Source organism: Allocoprococcus comes, assembly GCF_013300725.1.
GTDB lineage: Bacteria > Bacillota > Clostridia > Lachnospirales > Lachnospiraceae > Allocoprococcus > Allocoprococcus comes_A.
This window is the reverse complement of the sequence record NZ_JAAIMM010000020.1, coordinates 1-19,347: the sequence shown is the minus strand read 5'-3', so window position 1 is coordinate 19,347 and position 19,347 is coordinate 1. Positions and strand designations below refer to the sequence as shown.

15 protein-coding genes, 1 pseudogene and 1 riboswitch are annotated in these 19,347 nt (G+C 45.5%); all 16 genes and pseudogenes read right to left on the bottom strand.

Annotated elements, in window-relative coordinates; genetic code table 11:
* Window positions 1-9 precede the first annotated feature (9 nt).
* Window positions 10-786 (bottom strand): adenosylcobinamide-GDP ribazoletransferase, encoded by a 777-nt coding sequence (locus G4407_RS11195; RefSeq protein ID WP_173688947.1) that lies wholly within the window; start codon window positions 784-786, stop codon window positions 10-12.
* Window positions 783-1,856 carry a nicotinate-nucleotide--dimethylbenzimidazole phosphoribosyltransferase gene (cobT, locus tag G4407_RS11190; RefSeq protein ID WP_173688946.1) on the bottom strand — a complete coding sequence of 358 codons (1,074 nt, stop codon included), beginning with the start codon at window positions 1,854-1,856 and terminating at the stop codon, window positions 783-785. Before cobT ends, G4407_RS11195 begins: the two co-directional genes overlap by 4 nt.
* Window positions 1,857-1,902: 46 nt before the next feature.
* Window positions 1,903-3,285: a cobyrinate a,c-diamide synthase gene (locus tag G4407_RS11185; protein ID WP_173688945.1), complete on the bottom strand. Its 1,383-nt coding sequence runs from the start codon at window positions 3,283-3,285 to the stop codon at window positions 1,903-1,905.
* Complete coding sequence (cbiE, locus tag G4407_RS11180; RefSeq protein ID WP_330586064.1) at window positions 3,282-4,502, bottom strand: precorrin-6y C5,15-methyltransferase (decarboxylating) subunit CbiE; 1,221 nt, start codon at window positions 4,500-4,502, stop codon at window positions 3,282-3,284. The genes G4407_RS11185 and cbiE overlap by 4 nt, the downstream gene beginning before the upstream one ends.
* A gap of 2 nt (window positions 4,503-4,504) precedes the next feature.
* Window positions 4,505-5,239, bottom strand: coding sequence for a precorrin-3B C(17)-methyltransferase (cobJ, locus tag G4407_RS11175; RefSeq protein ID WP_173688981.1), 735 nt, complete (start codon window positions 5,237-5,239; stop codon window positions 4,505-4,507).
* Between the two features lies 1 nt (window position 5,240).
* Window positions 5,241-6,017, bottom strand: a complete 777-nt coding sequence (cobM, locus tag G4407_RS11170) for a precorrin-4 C(11)-methyltransferase (RefSeq protein ID WP_173688944.1) — start codon at window positions 6,015-6,017, stop codon at window positions 5,241-5,243.
* Window positions 6,014-6,751, bottom strand: coding sequence for a precorrin-2 C(20)-methyltransferase (gene cobI, locus G4407_RS11165; RefSeq protein WP_173688943.1), 738 nt, complete (start codon window positions 6,749-6,751; stop codon window positions 6,014-6,016). The genes cobM and cobI overlap by 4 nt, the downstream gene beginning before the upstream one ends.
* A gap of 19 nt (window positions 6,752-6,770) precedes the next feature.
* Entirely contained in the window at window positions 6,771-7,907 is a 1,137-nt protein-coding gene (gene cbiD, locus G4407_RS11160; RefSeq protein ID WP_173688942.1) for a cobalt-precorrin-5B (C(1))-methyltransferase CbiD, read from the bottom strand.
* A gap of 9 nt (window positions 7,908-7,916) precedes the next feature.
* Window positions 7,917-8,444: a cob(I)yrinic acid a,c-diamide adenosyltransferase gene (locus G4407_RS11155; protein ID WP_173688941.1), complete on the bottom strand. Its 528-nt coding sequence runs from the start codon at window positions 8,442-8,444 to the stop codon at window positions 7,917-7,919.
* Window positions 8,434-9,540, bottom strand: a complete 1,107-nt coding sequence (locus tag G4407_RS11150; RefSeq protein ID WP_173688940.1) for an ABC transporter ATP-binding protein — start codon at window positions 9,538-9,540, stop codon at window positions 8,434-8,436. The genes G4407_RS11155 and G4407_RS11150 overlap by 11 nt, the downstream gene beginning before the upstream one ends.
* Window positions 9,541-9,542: 2 nt before the next feature.
* A complete protein-coding gene (locus tag G4407_RS11145; protein WP_173688939.1) occupies window positions 9,543-10,580 on the bottom strand; it encodes a FecCD family ABC transporter permease in 1,038 nt (345 codons plus the stop codon).
* Between the two features lie 15 nt (window positions 10,581-10,595).
* Window positions 10,596-11,801 (bottom strand): ABC transporter substrate-binding protein, encoded by a 1,206-nt coding sequence (locus G4407_RS11140; RefSeq protein ID WP_173688938.1) that lies wholly within the window; start codon window positions 11,799-11,801, stop codon window positions 10,596-10,598.
* A gap of 85 nt (window positions 11,802-11,886) precedes the next feature.
* The gene (locus tag G4407_RS11135; protein WP_173688937.1) at window positions 11,887-14,754 is read right to left on the bottom strand and encodes a hypothetical protein; all 2,868 of its coding nucleotides are present in this window, start codon (window positions 14,752-14,754) and stop codon (window positions 11,887-11,889) included.
* A gap of 277 nt (window positions 14,755-15,031) precedes the next feature.
* Window positions 15,032-15,226, bottom strand: a riboswitch (cobalamin riboswitch).
* Between the two features lie 299 nt (window positions 15,227-15,525).
* Window positions 15,526-17,226 (bottom strand): [FeFe] hydrogenase, group A, encoded by a 1,701-nt coding sequence (locus G4407_RS11130; RefSeq protein ID WP_173688936.1) that lies wholly within the window; start codon window positions 17,224-17,226, stop codon window positions 15,526-15,528.
* 12 nt (window positions 17,227-17,238) lie between these two features.
* Window positions 17,239-19,107: an NADH-quinone oxidoreductase subunit NuoF gene (locus G4407_RS11125; RefSeq protein ID WP_173688935.1), complete on the bottom strand. Its 1,869-nt coding sequence runs from the start codon at window positions 19,105-19,107 to the stop codon at window positions 17,239-17,241.
* A pseudogene (locus G4407_RS11120) lies at window positions 19,097-19,288 on the bottom strand (NAD(P)H-dependent oxidoreductase subunit E); the annotation flags it as partial. The gene G4407_RS11125 and the pseudogene G4407_RS11120, both read right to left, overlap by 11 nt.
* Window positions 19,289-19,347 lie beyond the last annotated feature (59 nt).

Genomic DNA, 19,347 nt, shown 5'->3' with positions numbered 1-19,347 from the left:
CCCTGTTTTTCATTGGATTCCCTGCACAATCAATCCCCCAACTAATAATGCCAGCTCACAAATCTGCAGAAAGTATCCCGCCAGATCCCCGGTAACGCCTCCAAACTGTTTCCTGCTCATCCTGTAATAATATCCAAATACTGCTCCTGCAATTATGAAAAATACCACCATACCAACCGGCGAAAAGATATACAAATATACTGCCGCCAGGACCAGATATACGATCATTGTGATCCTTACTGCCTTTTTCTGTGCTCCATCCTGAAAAGTCTTTACAAGACCGCTTCCTCTTGCTGCCGGAAATGTCACTACAGCAAGCCCACTGAGCGCTCTTGAAATTACATATCCTGCTGCTACTACCGGAAGCATCTCCGTCCGGATTTCACTCCATACACCAAGACTCCCGATAAAATAACAGCAGATTCCGATGACCGCAAAAGCACCGTTATGCGAATCTTTCAGGATTTCCAGTTTCTTTTCTTTATCTCCCCAGGATCCAAGTGCATCCATCGTATCCATAAATCCATCCAGATGGATTCCTCCACTTACAAAAACCGGTATCAATGTCATGACCGCAGCAAACATCAATCTTCCACTGCTTACTTTCGGAAAAATATTTCCATCAAGAAACATTCCTGCCAGATAAATGAGTGCTCCGGTCACAACACCGATCAGCGGAAAGAAACACATCGTATATTTCATATTTTCCTTGTTCCACTCAATGCGCGGCATCGGTATTTTGGAATACATAGAAAACGCAATGATCATCGGTTCTAAAAACTTCATCTTTCGTCCTTCCCATCCAGTACTTCATACTGCTCTACATGAATATCATCAAAAGTTCCCATTTTGCGGTACACCTGAAGTCCCATCTCAAGAAGCGGCATTGCTGCCACTGCTCCTGTTCCTTCCCCCAGACACATACCACATGTAAGAAATGGTTTTTTTTCTAAAGCATCTAAAATCTTTCTTGACGCAGGTTCATCAGACAAATGGGACGGTAAAATATATCCTGCACATTCCGGAACCAGCCGTACTGCCACAAGTGCAGCCACCGCAGAAATAAAGCCATCTATCAGCACCGGAATCCGGTAGATAGCCCCACCGAGATATACACCTGCAAGTCCTGCTATGTCAAGTCCTCCAACCTTGGAAAGTACATCGATCGCATCTGTTTTGTCCGGCTGCATCCGCTCAACCGCTTCCCGGATGACCTGTACCTTCTTTTGCAGACCTTTTTTCGTCAGACCTGCTCCCTTTCCTGTCATGACCTTCGGATCCTCTCCGAGCAATACAGAGGCAACCGCACTGCTGGTCGTTGTATTCCCAATCCCCATTTCACCTGTCGCAAGGATTTCGTATCCTGCTTCGGCGCACTTCTTTACCATCTGAATCCCAACTTCTATCGCCTCAACTGCCTCTTCTCTTGTCATTGCCGGTTCTTTTGCAAAATTGTGTGTGCCATACATCACTTTGTATTCTTTCTTTGTCACAGACGGCACATCTGCTGCCATCCCTACATCCACCGGAAAAAGATCTACCTTTGCCTCTTCTGCCATGATACAGACGCTTGTCTCTCCTCTTGTAAAATTATCTGCCACGATTGCTGTCACTTCCTGGCCGGTCTGTGTCACGCCTTCTTCTACCACACCGTTGTCTGCGCACATAATGATCAGCCCGCGCTTTCGCAGTTCAAAATCTGGAGTCCCCTTGATCCCGGCAATCTGGATCACCGCATCCTCCAGACTTCCCAGACTGAACAGCGGCTTCCCTACCGTCATCCAGTGAGCCCGCGCCTCTTCCATTGCATTTTCATCAAGTGGTTTTATTTTTTCTTTCCATCTGATCTCTTCCATCTGTAAGTCTAATCTCCTGTCTCTTTGATCTGTCTTTGTCAGCTTTTTACTTGTTTCTGTAAGTTCTACACGCTTCTACAAAGCGTTCGACCACTTTTGGGTTGGAATAAAGGTATAAATGCGGAAATCCTGCAAACAGATTTCCCTTCATATGAACTGCCTGCCATTTTCTCACACCATCCGGCTTTACGGCAAGTGTATCCTCTCCGTTTTCCGTAGAATCCCAATAATGGAACTCATGCGCCCGGATCTTCTCCCCCTTTTTCATATACACTCCGTTCATTTCCGCAGTCAGCTCAATGTATCCGAATCTGGTAAGCCGTCCTTTTTTGATCCCTTTTCCCGGAAGTGCACCTACCATCGGATAGTGCTTTCCATCTTCCCCTTCCAACTCTTCTGTCAGATATAGAAATCCTCCACATTCTGCAATACATGGAATTCCATTTTCAATCTGCTTTCTTACATCTTTTCGCATAGCTCTGTTTTCTGCCAGATGTTTCGCACAAAGTTCCGGATATCCACCACCAAATAAAAGGCCGTCTAAATGTTCCGGAAGCCTTGTATCCTCCAAAGGACTAAACGGAATGATCTCACATCCAAGCTCTTTTAAAAGCTCAATATTATCCTTGTAATAGAAACAAAAGGCCCGGTCACGCGCTACACCGATACGCACCTTTCGTCCGGTCTCTTCCTGTTTTGCCTTCACCGGATGACACTCTATTTCTTTTGCTTCCCAGGCAATTTCCAGCACCGATTCCATATCAAGTGTCTCTGTCAGAATCTCTGCTGCCCGGTCAATCTGTTTTTCCAGATTTCCTATTTCCTCCGGAAGCATCAGTCCCAGGTGCCGGCTCTCCAGATGAAAAGCATCCTCCTCCGGCACGTAACCGACTACCTGAACCTGGAATCCCATTCCCTGCAATCTCTCTTCGATCATCTTCTTCATCTTCGGATACAGCATCGGGGAAATCCGGTTCAGAATGATTCCCCGGATATTACTGTCATTCCGGTATTCAATCATTCCCTTCAATACTGCCAGGATTGTCGATGCCATACCTCTTGCCGGAACAACCAGGATTACCGGAAGCCCCAGGGTTCTCGCAACGTCATAAGTACTTGCCTGATCCGAATCCAGACTGATCCCGTCATAGTACCCCATCACACCTTCTGTCACCACAAGCTCCGCACCTTCCGCATGATGCATAAACCGCTCTTTCAAGCGCTCCCGGTCACAAAAATACAGATCCAGATTCTCGGAATCAATTCCCAGCACCTCCCGGTGAAACATAGGATCAATATAATCCGGTCCGCATTTGCAGGCGCGTACCTTCTTTCCGGCATTTTTAAATGCTTTCATCATTGCCATTGTCACCGCTGTCTTTCCACTCCCGCTGGCAGATGCCGCGATTACAATTCCGGGAATTTTCATTCTGTATCTCCTCCGTCTGAAATAATATAAATCGGATTTAATCCGGTCATCATATGATATCTTCCAAGCTTCTTTGACTTTGCCACATTCAGCTGTATGATTTCCGGATCTGCAAGCAGTCCTTCCTCCATCGCCTCCATCGCTTCCTTCACGGTTTCCAGTGAAATTGCATTGATCACGATACGGACGTCCGGATTTTTTTTCTTTATACACTGAATAATTTCTTTTAACTGTCCTGTACTGCCTCCGATAAAAGCATGTGTCGGCATTTCCAGATCTTCCAGTGCTTCCGGTGCAACTCCTTCTATCACCTGGATCTGGTCTGTCCGGAATTTCTGCATATTCTTCCTTATCAGCTCTGCGCCCTCCGGATTCTTCTCTATTGCATAAACGCGGAGATTCTCTCCCTGAAGGGCAGCCTCTATAGACACCGAACCGGTTCCGGCCCCCACGTCATATATTACTGCATCCTTTGTAAGCTTCAATTTTGCAATGCTGACTGTCCGCACTTCCTCCTTCGTCATCGGAACATTTCCACGGATCAGCTCCTCATCTGCAAGATGAATTCCTGTTCTCTTTTCCGGCTTTGGATTCTCGATCAGAATAGTGGTAAGATCACCAAAATCTTCTGCCCGAAGCTCGTTTCCTTTTTTGATCACAATCTCTTCATCCGGATAAGACAAATGATTTCCAACCGAAACGGTTACTTGTTCCAGATGGTAATATTTCAGTTTATCGCAAATCTCCTTTCCCGCACTTTTCCCAAGGATCAGAAATGTCTTTTCATGGTTTGCAACTGCATAGATAAAATTCTGACTTCTTCCATGCATGCTGATGATCTTCGCATCCTCCCAGCTCTTTCCGACCCTTGCCGCAAGATAGATTACCGAGGAGATTCCCGGAAAAATCTGCACTTCATATCCGTCTTTTTTCAGAATATCCGCCAGCTTTTTTGCCCCGCTGTAAAATCCGGTATCCCCGGAAAACAGCACCGTACATCTGGTCTTTTCCTCCTGCTCATCCAGGATCGCTCTGATCTTTTCCGGCAGATACTCTGCATAGCAGCATTTCTTTTTTTCCCGGAATCCTTCCAGCATACGCGTGGCTCCGATCAGCACATCACTTTCCGCAATGATCCTTCTGACCTCTTCCGTAAGCGTTCCTTTGCTTCCCATCCCGATCCCGACAAGATTTACCCGGCATTTTCGGTTTTCCACAGTTATTCCTCCAATCGATAGCCTCTCGGTGTCACCATTTTCCCATCCACATTTCTCGTCTGGCTGTTGCCGATATAAACGGTTGTAAACATATCGACCTCCGTATCCTTCAGCTCAGATAGTGTCAGAATATGTGCATCTTCGCCTTCACGTCCGATGTTCCGCACATAACCGCAGACTGTATCCGGGCTCTGGTACTCCAGAATATACTCACAGGCCTTTTTCAGGTAATCTGCCCGTTTCCGGCTGGACGGATTATACAGACAGATCACAAAATCCGCCATCGCAGCTCCGCGGATCCTCTTTTCAATCTTCTCCCACGGTGTCAGAAGATCACTCAGACTGATCACTGCAAAATCATGCATCAGAGGTGCACCAAGAACTGCCGCACCGCCATTTGCCGCCGTGATTCCCGGCACGACCTCCAGCTCCACCTCCGGATAGCCCTGTCCCATCTCATAGAGCAGACCTGCCATTCCGTAAATTCCGGCATCCCCACTGCATACCATAGCTACCGTTCTTCCTTTCATCGCCTCATCCATTGCCATCTCACAGCGGACTACTTCCTGCCGCATTGGTGTGGAAAGGTACTTTTTATCCGGAAATCTTTCCCGTATCAGTCCCGTATATACGGTATACCCGATAATAACCTCACTTTTTTCCAGTGCCTCGGACGCCTGGTATGTCATTTCTTTCTCAGCACCCGGTCCAAGACCGATTACATAGACTTTTCCAATTTTACACATTTCCTGCACCTTCTTTTCCTTTGCCCTGTCTGAACTCTGTTGTAAACTCCGGATGATATAAAAGTGATCGTTCATATTCTCCGCCAAGCACCTCACCAACCACAATCAGTGCTGTCTTTGTAATTCCATTCTCCTTTGCTGTCACCGCAAGCTCCTTCACCGCACATCTGCACACCTTTTCATCCTCCCAGGTTGCCTTGTAGACGATCGCCGCCGGAGTCTCCGGCTGATAACCGCCTTCGATCAGACGCTTTGACAATTCTTCCAGCATCCCGGTACTTAAAAAGATTACCATCGTTGCCTGGTGCGCTGCGAAACTTTCAATGGATTCTTTTTCCGGAACCGGCGTTCTTCCTGCCATCCGTGTGATCACCACAGACTGTGAAATCCCAGGAAGGGTGTACTCCGCATTCAGTGCAGATGCCGCTCCGCAAAAGGAACTGACTCCCGGGCACACTTTATAAGAAATATTCTCTTTTTCCAGAAGATCCATCTGCTCTTTGATCGCACCATACAGACACGGATCCCCCGTATGCAGCCGGACAACTTTTTTCCCCTGCTTCTCTCCGGAAATCATCACTTCCATCACTTCTTCCAGCGTCATCTTCGCACTGTTGTAGATCTGACAGTCCTTCTGACAATTCTTAAGAAGCTCCGGATTTACCAGCGAACCAGCATACACCACAATATCTGCTTCCTCCAAAAGCTTCTGCCCCCGTACTGTGATCAGATCCACAGCACCGCTTCCTGCTCCAACAAAATGAATCATTTTTCTTTCTCCTTTGCTATTACAATCGAAAAATATCCCGCATCTTCCGGTATTTCTTCTGTGCATTTGTAAATTTTTTCTCCATCCAGTCCGCAGTTCATGACCATTTTCGCCTGCTGTCCTTCCTCTTTCAGAACAGCTTTGACCTGCGCCATCTTTTGCCCGGTCTTCATAAGAACCTTCGTCCCCGGAAGCTTCAGCTTTTCTTCCATCCCGTAGGACGCCGGAAAGACATGCAGCTCCTGCCGTTTCTCCACAAGCGGGATCTCCAGCCTTGCTGCCACAGCACAAAAAGACGGAATCCCGGAGAATATCTCCCCCTGATATCCCATCTTTTTCAGTCTTTTATAAATATAAATTCCTGTCGAATACACGGTCGGATCTCCAAGCGTCAGAAAGACCAGATTCTTTCCTTCTTCCAGAAGCTCTGCCGCCCTTCTTGCACCCTCATCATGTATCTCTTTCAGGAGCTTTTTTTCTTTGATCATTGGCATGGGAAGATAAAGCCGCAGCTTCTTTTTCGTCTCCGGCTCTGCCTCACACGCAATTCGATATGCCAGACATTCTTTTGCAAATGTCTCTTCTTCTCCCTCTTCCAGTTCCGGTTTCTTTAAATCCGGACTGCCGATTGGGAGAACCAGTACCTGACATTCTTTAATCGCACGGATTGTCTTTATTGTCACAAGTTCCGGATCTCCCGGACCTACTCCTGCAAGATCAAATCTTCCTGCCATTTTTCGTCATACCTTTCTTTTATCCAATCTTCTTCCTCAATTCATCTACAAGCGACGTCTTCCCCAGAACCCCAAGCTCATCGGAAAACATCAGCGCCCCTACCTTCATCTTTTCTCCGGCACGCTTTGTCAGGTGATACTCGATCTTCTCCATCACGGTCCGCATCGTTTCTTCCAAAAGCCCTTTTGCTTCCAAAATTTCCAATGCTTCCTTCGTCGTAAAACACTCCATCAGAGCACAGACTGTCTCCCGGTCTGCCCCTGCCATTGCCGCATGGACGGCAAGCACTTCCATTCTTGCATCTGCCTGTCTGGAATGAGTATTCATTACACCTGCAGCGATCTTGACCAGCTTTCCGATATGTCCTACAAGCAGCAGGCCATCCATCTTCAGCCGCACGCCGTCATCAATCGCATCCCCGATATAATTGCTGCACTTCACCGCAAGCTCCTGGTCATATCCAAGCGTCTGCCTTAGGAAATCATTTCCATAATTTCCCGGTGTCAGATAACAATACCGGTGACCTTCATCACAAAGTATCTTCATTTCCAGGAAAATAGTCTGCGTCAGTGCCTGTTCACTCATCGGTTCTACGATCCCGGATGTTCCGAGTACCGAAATCCCGCCTTCGATCCCAAGTCTTGGATTAAACGTTTTCTTCGCAATCTCCACGCCCTCCGGAATATAGATCAGAACGTCCGCACCGCCATCCCATTCATATTTCTCAATCTGGCTTTGCACCGCTTCCCGGATCATCTGCCGTGGCACTTTGTTGATTGCTGCCTCTCCGGCTTCCTGCTCCAATACCTTCCGGGTAAAGCGCCCGACTCCGATCCCACCATCTAAGGTCATTCCTTTTTCCTTTTTTTTCGTGATCTTGGCGTAAACGAAGATCCCGTTCGTCACGTCCGGATCATCTCCGCTGTCCTTCTGAATGGCACAGCTGACAGATTCATTTTCTCTTTGGATCTCTTCTACTTCCAGATACAGTTCGATCCCTTTCGGCGTCATAAGAGATACCTGGCGGACTTCCTCCCCTGAAAAGAGCATTGCCGCTGCCGCCTTTGCCGCTGCCGCAGCACAGCTTCCCGTTGTGTATCCGCACCGCAGTTCTTTTTGATTTTTCCACACGACCTGCATCTTGTCCATTTCCATTTCGTCTCCTTAGTATTCGATGCCTTTCCTTGCCCGGATTCCTTTTTCAAAAGGATGCCGTACCATCTTAACTTCCGAAATATAATCTGCCAGCTCCAGGATCTCATCTGACGGATCCCGTCCGGTCAGAACCACTTCCAGATTGTCCGGTCTGTCTTTTAAGAACTGCACCGCCTCTTCATTCGGGATCAGTCCATACCGGTATGCCGCCATAAATTCATCGATCACAAGCATATCATAATCCCCTGTGCTGATTTTTCCCCGGATCGTATTCCACAGCCTGCCATACATCTCTCGGACTTCTTCCTGTTCCTTTTCGGAAAGTGTCTTAAAAAATCCATAGCTTTTTTCCAGATGAAGTACCTCGATCTCCGGGATCTGATCCAGAATCTTCAATTCTCCTGAAAATTCATTTTTTAAAAAACGGGCAAACAGAACCCGCATACCGCTTCCAGCTGCGCGAACTGCAAGCCCCGTTGCCGCCGTCGTCTTTCCTTTTCCATCTCCACAGTAAATGTGCAAAAGTCTATTTTTCATATGATTCCAGCTTTCCCATTTCTTCTGCAAATACAAGCAGTTCTTTCATCTTCCGGTTGGTTGTCCCAATCACAATTCCTGCATTTATCACCTTTTTACACTGCCTGATCATCTGCTTTGCCCGTTCAAATGCACGGTCACTTACCGGCTCAAATGGCTCTTCTTCGATTACGCTGACCGCCAGATGTTTTGCCAGATGATAGTCGATATCATTAGTATACAGGATTCCTGCCGAAAATGGAATCTTTGCTTTCTGAAGGTTTCGGTAAACAGGGATTCCACAGCCTCCGCAAGAGATCACAAATACTTCAGCCTCTCCTTCTGCCTTTGCAAGCTCCACACTTCCGAACACCGGATCAAAATGCCCGTTGTCGATCTCATAAAGTTTCTGGATAAAATCTTCTTTAAAAATCGCCTCCGGCTCTCCATAACCGAAAATCGTATCTCCTTTAACGCAAAGGATCTTGTCCGAGATCTTCTGTGCCAGATCGATCTCATGAAGTGACATAATGACCGTGATCTGCTTTTCTTTCGCCATATTTTTCAAAATAGTAAGCAGCTCCAGCTTATAACGGATATCCAGAAAAGAAGTGGGTTCATCCAGGATCAGGACCTCCGGTTCCTGACAGATCGCCCTGGCCAGAAGGATCCGCTGTCTCTGCCCGTCACTGATCGCCTCAAAACTTTTTTCTGCGTATTCTGTTGCATGGACAATTTTCAGTGCTTCCCGTGTCTTCTTTTCATCTTCACGGGTTAATATCCCGAGCCGTCCCGTGTAAGGATACCGTCCTGCTGCTACGACCTCATAGCAGGTCATCAGCTCCGGCTTTGCCCGCTGTGTCAGCACCACTGCCATCCTGGTTGCAAGCTCTTTGTAAGATAAGTCTTTCAGATTCTTTTCACCGATCGTTACCTTACCTCCAATGAGCGTAAGCTGCTTGGTAATACTTCTTAAAATCGTAGATTTCCCAGAACCGTTTGGTCCGATCAGTGTCAATATCTCACCTTTTTTAATCTCTGTACAGATATCATGGATCAGTACATTTCCATGATATCCGACAGAAAGATCTTTCATCTGAAAATAGCTGTCACTCATATTTATTTCCCTTTTCTTCCTTTTATCATCATGAAAATTACGATCGGTGCACCAAAGATCGAAGTCACGGTACTGATATTCAGCTCCAGTGGTGCAAATGCCATACGCGCGATCAGATCACATCCCATACAGAATACCGCCCCGCCAAGGAATGTTGCCGGTATTACAACCAGCGGTTTTGCCGTCCCGAGAAGATGCTTGATCAGGTACGGAACTGCGATTCCAACGAATGAGATCGGCCCTGCAAATGCGGTCACACATGCGGAAAATACACTTGAGAGCAGGATCAGAAGCACCCGGAACACACGGATATTGACACCCATGCTCTGCGCATACATTTCCCCAAGCTGATACGCTCCGATCGGCTTTGACAGAAAAAAGGTAAGGATCAGTGTGATTCCTACCATAAGCGCTGCTACCTTTACATTGCTCCAGCTCATACCGGAAAAGCTTCCCTGTGACCAGCCGTGCAGATTCACGATATCTGAATCCTCCGCAAAAGTCACAACAAAATCAGTTACTGCCGAGCAGATATAACCGATCATGATTCCGCCAACCAGAAGGGTTGCCATATTCCGTATCTTCCTTGCAAGAAGCAGGATAAATCCGATAGAAAGCATGGATCCGGTAAATGCTGCAACAATCAGTACATAGGATGATACAGAGGTATAATATTTTAAAAAGATGATCATCGCCAGAGCGACCATCATCTTTGCCCCCGAAGAAATCCCCAGTACATAAGGGCCTGCGATCGGGTTGGAAAAAAATGTCTGCAATAAAAATCCGGAAAGGGCAAGCGCTCCTCCCAGAACCGCTGCCATCAGAACACGCGGAAGACGGATTTTCCAGATAATATTCATCTGCACTTGTGTTCCTTTTTTCAGAAACAGGATCCGTAAAATCTCAGGAACCGAGATCTGTACATTTCCGGTATTGATGTTCAGCACTACGATCATGCAAAAAGCTGCTGCCAGCACCGCAAATACTCCCACATATCTTGTATTCCTTTTCCAGTTATTTTTCATTCCTGCCTGTCCCATTTTCTTCTCCGTTTTCTATTTTACATGGTATAAAAATGTCATCTTGCTTTCATCGCCGCCTGTCAGCATCAGATTCATATCCGTGATCAGTTCCCCGACGATATCGGTTGCCTGATACAAATATTTACCGGTACACCATACATTTCCTTCTTTGACTGCTTTGAAATCAGAAAAAAGTGCATCTTTTTCTTCCAGATCTTTTACACTGTTGATTGGATTATCAATACTTGAATTATAAATCAGATAATCTGCATCCGCTGCCTGTGCGTAAAACTCTTCCATTGTAAGTTTTACTGCCGAGGTATTACTGTCATCGCCGGTCAGATCATCGAATACATATCTTCCACCGGCAAGTTCGATCATTTTCGGAATATAATCATCACTTCTTCTTACTACCACCGTTCCGTCACTGCTTACATAGAAAAATGCAACCGTCTTCTCGGTATTCTTAAAATCTTTGAGCGCATCGACATTTTCTACCTGCTTTTCAAAAAATGCATCCGCTGCATCTTCTTTATTCAGCATTGCTGCATAAAGTTTGATCCATTCCGTTCTTCCAAGAGGATGCGATTCATAGCTGGACCGGTCGATCATCACCGGGATATCCAGAGATTCGATCATCTCCTGTACCTTCGGTGTGTGAAGGATCATGGTCGATTCGATGGCAAGATCACAGTCTTCATCTACCAGCATCTCATAATCCGGTTCACTGTATTTCCCGGCAAATTTCATTTTCCCGTCTTCCATCGCTTTGACCGCATTCTCAATATACCATCCGGAAGCCTGGGTACCTGTCATTGTGATATTATCCAGAGAATCTATCGCATTAAAAAGTGCCATCGCAGATGTCGCCGCAAGATAAATATGATCCAGCGGCTGCTGAAGGATCACGTAATCCTCATCAGCTCCATCCGGCACATCCTGGTCCTCCGGGACGAGCAGAAATTTTGCATCGTCTTTGATATCGATCATCTTATAGCCGTCTTTGTAGTAATATACCTGAAAACCTTCGGCATATTCCAGATCCATCGCGGATTCATAAGTGAGTCCGTCAATCTCCGGACCTTTTTTTCCTTTGGCGCTTTCTTTCGTACTGCTGCTTTCTGTTTTTTTTGTATCTGTTGTATTCTTTTTCGTCTGCCCGCATCCGGTCAGTGCTGCCGTCCCAAGCAGCACTGTACTTAAAAGAATACACCCCAGACGCATCGTTCTCTTTTTCATTTTCTACCTCTGTATGTAACAAATATAGTGCATGATCTCTTTATCTGCCGAAAATTCCGTCTGATTTTCTTTTAAAATCATGTGTCTAGTTCTCTGCAGCAGAATCCGCACTGTCTGTCAGGCCAAACACTGCCTCGTAAACCTTGCTCCACTCTGCTTTTGCATCATCCTTTTCCTCATCTACTGACCGGTCAACGATCATCGGAACATCCAGAAGAACAAATTTTTCAGCCAGCTCTTCGTATCTCTTCTGCTGATCCTCTACAGACATTTTCTTCTCGTTCTTTTCGTCCGGAAGAATTTTATTGGAAAGAATCGCAAGATCACATTTGCTCTTCATCAGCTTTTTGTTTTCCGGTTTCTTATAGGTTCCTGCATAGATGATCTTCTTGGCTTTCATTGCTTTTGCAATGCCTTCTACCTTACAGTTCTTCTGTTTTACACCTACTGATGTAATCTGGTCTGTTGCATTCAGCTTATCCAGGATTTCCAGTACTTCCTCAGAACCTACATATGCAGACTTCTTTGGCTTCTGGATCACGATCATCTCTTTATCAAGTCCTGCCGGAATCTCTGCGTCTTCCGGGACGATCAGATAACGGACGATCTTTGCTTTGTAAAGCGCAAGCTGTTCTTCCTGTGCCGGTGTCAGTCCGGAATCTGCAGTGTCTTCTTTATCCGTACTTTCCTTGCTCTTGCTGTCTTCTTTTGCATCCTTCTGTTTCTGGTCGATTTCAAGAAGGGTAATGCCCTGATCATAATGATAGATCTTGAAGTACTCTGCATGCTCTACCTTTGTCTCAGACTGATAAGAAAGTCCCATGATCTCCGGCGCTTTCTCATCCAGTGTATCTGCACTTAAATTGGTCTCTCCACTTACTGTAGTTCCGTCTGCTTTTGCTGCAGCACTTAAGTAAATGAAAATCGAATAGCTGATTTCATGCGCTGTTGACATCTTGGTTGTCATACCGATGATCGTATTATTTTTATTTAATTCTACCGGAATAACAAATGTAGACGTACTGCCGGTTGCTGTCGGATAATAGGTATTTCCATTCGCCTTTACATAGCCATAAGAACCACTGCTAAATACAATGGTAGCATATGCCTGACCGCCTGTCACGGTAATCTTGGTACAACTGATGCTGACCTTTCCGGTTCCGCCTGACCAGGAGAATTTATCCGGTGTATAGACACCGTCTGCAAGTGTTGTTGCACTGTTTACACGGGCAGTTCCACCATTTAAATCTGCCTCGTATTTGGATTCTTTGTCCGGGATCTGGTTTGTTCCTGTATTGCCGGAAATGGTGCCGGTTCCGGAGTTGGTGTTCTGGCTGGTGTTATTTCCCTGGTTAGTGTTGCCATTATTATTGGTATTTCCATTTGCTGAGCCATTGCTGTCCAGATTTTTCATGCCTGCTGAGGCGAATGTAATAACATAATCATACCATTTCTTTCCTTTTTTGCCATATGCCGCGATCTGAATTCCTGTATCTAATAAAGAAACTGGAACTGTAAAAGTATGAACCCCATTCTTTTCTCCACAAGATATCCTCTTTGACGGATCAGCAAGCATTGCTTCTGCAGAGTTTCCCATATATACTTGCGTATATCCTGTTCCACTTAAAGTAAGTTCTGCAACCATCTCTCCGTTTTTGGATGTAAGAGTACAGTCTGTTACTTTGAACATAACCTGTTCTCCCTTAAGTGTTTTCGTGTCTACATTTACTTTATAAGTTCCATCACTTACCTGAACATATTTACTCATTCCTTCTGTCTTGAATGTTAATGTACGATCATACCAGTTACCACTTTTTTCCCCATGCGCTGCAATCTGAATCCCAGTATTCATGCTCTCCACTGGCACTGTAAATACATATTTTCCTTCTGCGTTTACAGAATACCCAATCAGTTGATCTTCCGAAGCACTTGCCGCAGCTTCCTTACTTCCCATATATAACTTATCGTATCCGGTTCCACTAAGTGTAATATCTGCCTGCATTTTACCACCAACAGAAGTCAGTACGCAGTTCACTACACGAAACATTCCACTATCTGAAACTGCATCAACATCCACCACATATTTTCCAGTATCCAGTACATTCTTGTCCTCATTTCCCGGTTTCTGGTTTTCGCCGCTTCCGGTTCCCGGTTTGCTCTCTCCTGAATTGCCTCCCTGTTCAGGATTTTCTGTGTCGTCTTTTTTATTTTCTGCTGACGATGAGATATGAAGCATGTAATCTCCGTCTGCTTTCCTACTCACCCAACCTCTCTCTTGGCTATGTGGTACAAAGGCAACATCCGTTCCATCTGCTGACAATGGAAGTTCAAACGTAAATAAATACCCTTTGCTTGTTCCCGTTCCAACTATCGCCTTTTCGTCTTTCCGTTCAACTGTATCAGCTTTACTTCCAATATAAATTTTATTGTAAGTTGTATTCTCTGTTTTTATCGAAACTTTCAGGTGATCATTTTCTTTTACAACAGAAGACAGTCCAACCTTAAACATTGCAAAATCACTGGTAACATTTTTCGCTTCCTGCGCCTTCACTTCCCCGGCATTTCCCGCTGTTTCTTTCGACTTAACCTTCTGCTCCTCTGCAGCCTTCTCTTCGCTTTTTCCGTCTTCGCCCGCTTCTTTCTTCTCTGCCTCGGTTACATTCCCTGTTGTCGCATTTTCTCCTGCTTTCGGCTCTTCCTGACTCTTCTGATTCTCGTCCGTTCCCTGCCCGGCAGTCGTTTCTTCTTCCTGTCCAGTCACTTCTTCAGCCGGCTGCCCTGTAGCATCTGCCGCACCAATTTCCCCGTCCGTTACTTCTACGGTCTGCTGACCTGATTCTGTATTTTCTACTCCTGCTACTGCACTGTCCTCAGCGTAAGCATAAGAAACCGGTGTAACCGACATTGCAACTGCCATGAAAAGTGCAAGAAACTGTTTTGAATCTCTCTTCATAATCTAACTCTTCCTCCTGATGTCCTGATCTTCTGTCGCTTGACGGCTCGATGATGTACATTCGCCAAATTCAGCTCCTTGTGCAAGCACAAATATGCACTTGACTCATCGTATGCACAAAAAAATCTGCTTCCTTTTTCCTGAAAGCAGACTTCACCTACACCCTCTGCCACCGGAACTATTCTCCGTATATATGGCAGCACAAAAATCCTGCTTTCATACTCTGTATGAAGCAAGATATCATTTCTTTGTGTATGTAAACGCGCTTTCATCGGAAGCAATTTACTCTCTTTCAGCAGGTCTCCTGGCTTATGGATCTTAACAAAGCTGCACCTTCTCACATTTTTATGCAATGGCATGCCGCCGCTTTGCTCCTCATTTACAGTGACCGGATCGCTCAGGACTTTCACCTGATTCCCTTTTAAGCCGACCAGAAATTTTTCTGTCGGGCACTGAAAAAGTACCTTTATTTTTTCTTACTCACTATAACAGATATGTTTCTTCTTGACAAGAGTCATCTTTCCTGGTTTTTTCCCCTGTTTTTTCCGAACCCCATTAAAAATCCCGGAAGTTTTTGTTTCAAAATCGGCACCTTAATGACTATATGTTTATAATAATTTCATACCGCTCTTTTACATATTTATATATAGAAAGCGAAGGGTATCGAAATAAGCAAAAAAGTACCAGTGAATGTATGGAAATTCTCTAAAATGAAACAATGCAGCCGCCAGATCGACGACTGCATTGTCTTATGCTCTTTTTCATACAATTTTATTTTTTCGCTGCCTCAAAATTACGATGAAGTAATTCGTGGGTTTTACCTTTCAAAAGTCCATCATATAATGACAGAATCAGCGGATTCTCGTTCGACTTCTTGATCTGCGTATTGATATCGGTATCATACAGACCTTTGCTTCTGGCTACCCTGCTTCTCGGACCTGCCGGGACTGGCTGTCCGCCGCCCATGATACATCCGCGCCTGCATGCCATAACCTCAACAAAATCATAATGTACTTCGCCCTTCTGGATCTTCTTCATCAGCGCATCTGCATTTCCAAGTCCACTGACAACAGCTGCATGGATAGTACGTCCGTTGTAATCAAACTCTACTTCTTTCAGCCCTTCTTCTCCACGAACTCCACTGAATTTGATCTTATCCATTTCCACACGGTTATGTCCTTCACGAAGGCGCCTCAATACGGCTTCTGTCACACCACCGGTTACTCCGAAGATCACACCTGCACCAGATCCGATACCAAACGGCATATCGGATGCTTCGATCTCCAGATTTTCAAAGCGGATACCGGATTTCCGGATCATTGTGATCAGTTCTGTTGTAGTCAGTACATAATCAATATCCTGTTTTCCATTCGTAGAAGATTCCGGTCTTAAAATCTCTTCTTTTTTTGCAGTACACGGCATGATCGATACAGAGACAATTCTCTTTCCACCATTCTTTTCCGGATCCTTATAGTATTCACGTATCACAGAACCAAACATCTGCTGCGGTGAACGACAGGTTGACAGATTTTTTGCCAGATCCGGATAACGGTTCTCACAGAATTTTACCCATGCCGGACAGCAGGATGTAAATAATGGAAGGTTTTCTCCGGATGCAAGTCGTTCAAGAAGCTCTTCAGATTCCTCGATCACCGTAAGGTCTGCACCATAAGAAGTATCATAAACTTCATCAAATCCTAGGCGGTGCAACACATTGACGAGTTTTCCCATCACATTTTCCCCTCTCGGAAGACCGAACTGATCGCCGACTGCAACCCGGACTGCCGGTGCGATCTGTGCGATCACCTTTGTATTCTTATCTGCAAGAAGATCCCAGATCACTTCGATATTGGTATTGATACTGATCGCACCCGTCGGACAGACAACCCTGCACTGTCCACAGTTTACGCAGTCTGTCTCTGCAATCTTTTTGTTAAATGCCGGCGTTACAAGAGCCTTCGTTCCCCGGTATGCAAAATCAATCGCATTAACAGATTGTACGTTGTCGCACATACGGACACAGTCACCACAGAGAATACATTTATTCGGGTCACGCACAATTGACGGTGAACTGAAATCCAGTGGATACTGTTCTTTTGTATTTTCAAATCGGACGGTTGTAACACCCATACGGTGTGCCAGCGACTGAAGCTGACATTCTCCACTCTTGATACAGGTTGTACAGTCTCTGCAATGTGCAGCAAGTAAAAGCTCCAGGATCATCTTACGATATTTCATAAGACGCGGAGTATTTGTGTAAATGACCATCCCATCTCTTGGCGGTTCTGAACAGGATGCAAACGTCTTTCCTCTCTCATCTTCTACGGTACACAAACGACAGGCTCCATACACAGACAGTTCTGAATGGTAGCAGAGCGTCGGTATATCTATATCTGCATTACGGATGACAGAAAGTACATTCGGCTCATCTGTAAATTCTACCTTCCTTCCATCTATTGTCATATATCCCATGACTCATTCCTCCTATTTCTCGATATGAATTGCTTTAAACGGACACTGTTCCATGCAGGCTCCGCACTTGATACATTTCTCCTGATTGATATGATAAGGAGATTTCAGCACGCCTTCAATTGCGCCTGCCGGACAGTTTCTTGCACACTTTGAGCAGCCCTTACATATCTCCGGATCGATCTGGAATTTACGCAGATTTGAACAGACTCCTGTCCGGCAGCGTTTCTCGTTGATATGTTCCAGATATTCCTCTTCAAATGCATTCATGGTACTGATAACCGGCTTCGGTGCGCTCTTTCCAAGTCCGCAAAGTGCCGTACTTTCAATCATATCTGCCAGTTCACGAAGCTCGTCCATATCGGATGGTTTTCCATTTCCTGCCACAATACGCTCCAGGATTTCAAGCATTCTCTTTGTACCTTCACGGCAAGGAACACATTTTCCACAGCTTTCTCTCTGTGTAAAACTCATGAAGAACCTGGCAACCTCTACCATACAGGTATCCTCGTCCATGATAACCAGACCGCCCGAACCGATCATTGCCCCGATCTTCGCCAGTGAATCAAAGTCCATCTTACTGTCCAGCTGATCTTCGGTCAGACATCCACCGGACGGACCTCCGATCTGTACTGCTTTGAATTTCTTGTCATTCTGGATTCCACCGCCGATGTCATAAATAACTTCGCGCAATGTAATTCCCATTGGTACTTCGATCAGTCCCGTATTTCTTACATTACCGGTCAGTGCAAATGCTTTCGTTCCGGGACTCTCCGGTGTACCGATTCCTTTGAACCAGTCTGCACCATTTATAACGATCATCGGAACATTGGCATAAGTTTCTACGTTATTAAGAACAGTTGGTTTTGCCCAGAGTCCCTGCTCTACTGTACGTGGCGGTTTTACTCTCGGCATTCCACGTTTTCCTTCAATAGACGCAGTCAGTGCACTGCCTTCTCCACAGACAAATGCACCTGCACCACGGTTGATATGTAAATGAAAACTGAAATTGGTTCCTAGAATGTTGTCTCCTAAAAGTCCGATTGCCTCTGCCTGGCTGATCGCTGTCTTCAGTCTTTCAATCGCAAGCGGGTATTCTGCACGTACATAGATATATCCTTCCTGTGCCTGTACTGCATATGCCGCGATCATCATACCTTCAATCATACGGTGTGGATCGCCTTCCATAATGCTTCGATCCATAAATGCACCCGGGTCACCTTCATCACCATTGCAGACCACATAGCGGAGCTTTTCTTTCTGAGAAGCAACCTGCTGCCATTTTCTACCGGTACGGAATCCGGCACCTCCACGTCCACGCAGATTCGAATCATAGATTGTCTGGATCACTGCTTCCGGTGTCATCTCAAAGAGTGCCTTTTCGATTCCGGCATAAGCACCGACCGCCATTGCACCCTCAATATGCTCTGCATCGATATGTCCGCAGTTCTTCAGTACCAGTCTGGTCTGCTTTGCGTAGAACGGAATCTCTTCCTGTGACGGATAAGTCACTCCATCCATCTTGTAGAGAAGTCTTTCTACCGGTCTGCCACCCAGGATTGTTTCGTTATAAATCTCTTCGCAGTCTTCCAGTTTTACTTTAATATATAAATAATTATATGGCTCAATTCTTACCAGAGGTCCCATCTCACAGAAGCCATGACATCCACTCTTCATAACCTTTGTATGTGCGATTTCTTCCCCGATCTTTACTTCTACCCCTGTATGATCTTTTGTCAGTTCTTTTAACTTTTCATAAATCTTGCCTGATCCACTTGCCAGACATCCGGTTCCCCCGCAAACCAGTACTCTGCAGTCAGCCGATTGTTTCTTCTGACATTCAATACGATATTCCTTCAGTTCCGTTCTGTTTTCAATTTTCATTTTCTTCACCTCTCAGTTCTTCAAGAAGTTTGATTACCTTCTCCGGTGACATCTTCGGATGTACTTCATCATTAACCGTGATCGCAGGTGCAAGTCCACAGGCACCAAGGCAGGATACAGTCTCTACCGTAAAAAGCATATCGTCTGATGTATGCTTGTGCTCATTTAACCCCAGCTCTTTATACGAGGGCACTGAAAAAGTAGATAGTACCGCCTATGTTTGATATAATATAAATATCA

What these genes read in the sequence shown, in the direction of transcription:
- cbiD (WP_173688942.1), bottom strand. Translation starts at nt 7,907, where the DNA reads ATGGAAATGGACAAGATGCAGGTCGTGTGGAAAAATCAAAAAGAACTG.
- G4407_RS11145 (WP_173688939.1), bottom strand. Translation starts at nt 10,580, where the DNA reads ATGGGACAGGCAGGAATGAAAAATAACTGGAAAAGGAATACAAGATAT.
- cobI (WP_173688943.1), bottom strand. Translation starts at nt 6,751, where the DNA reads ATGGCAGGAAGATTTGATCTTGCAGGAGTAGGTCCGGGAGATCCGGAA.
- cobT (WP_173688946.1), bottom strand. Translation starts at nt 1,856, where the DNA reads ATGGAAGAGATCAGATGGAAAGAAAAAATAAAACCACTTGATGAAAAT.
- G4407_RS11195 (WP_173688947.1), bottom strand. Translation starts at nt 786, where the DNA reads ATGAAGTTTTTAGAACCGATGATCATTGCGTTTTCTATGTATTCCAAA.
- cobM (WP_173688944.1), bottom strand. Translation starts at nt 6,017, where the DNA reads ATGATTCATTTTGTTGGAGCAGGAAGCGGTGCTGTGGATCTGATCACA.
- G4407_RS11150 (WP_173688940.1), bottom strand. Translation starts at nt 9,540, where the DNA reads ATGAGTGACAGCTATTTTCAGATGAAAGATCTTTCTGTCGGATATCAT.
- G4407_RS11125 (WP_173688935.1), bottom strand. Translation starts at nt 19,107, where the DNA reads ATGAAAATTGAAAACAGAACGGAACTGAAGGAATATCGTATTGAATGT.
- G4407_RS11130 (WP_173688936.1), bottom strand. Translation starts at nt 17,226, where the DNA reads ATGGGATATATGACAATAGATGGAAGGAAGGTAGAATTTACAGATGAG.
- G4407_RS11155 (WP_173688941.1), bottom strand. Translation starts at nt 8,444, where the DNA reads ATGAAAAATAGACTTTTGCACATTTACTGTGGAGATGGAAAAGGAAAG.
- G4407_RS11135 (WP_173688937.1), bottom strand. Translation starts at nt 14,754, where the DNA reads ATGAAGAGAGATTCAAAACAGTTTCTTGCACTTTTCATGGCAGTTGCA.
- G4407_RS11185 (WP_173688945.1), bottom strand. Translation starts at nt 3,285, where the DNA reads ATGAAAATTCCCGGAATTGTAATCGCGGCATCTGCCAGCGGGAGTGGA.
- G4407_RS11140 (WP_173688938.1), bottom strand. Translation starts at nt 11,801, where the DNA reads ATGAAAAAGAGAACGATGCGTCTGGGGTGTATTCTTTTAAGTACAGTG.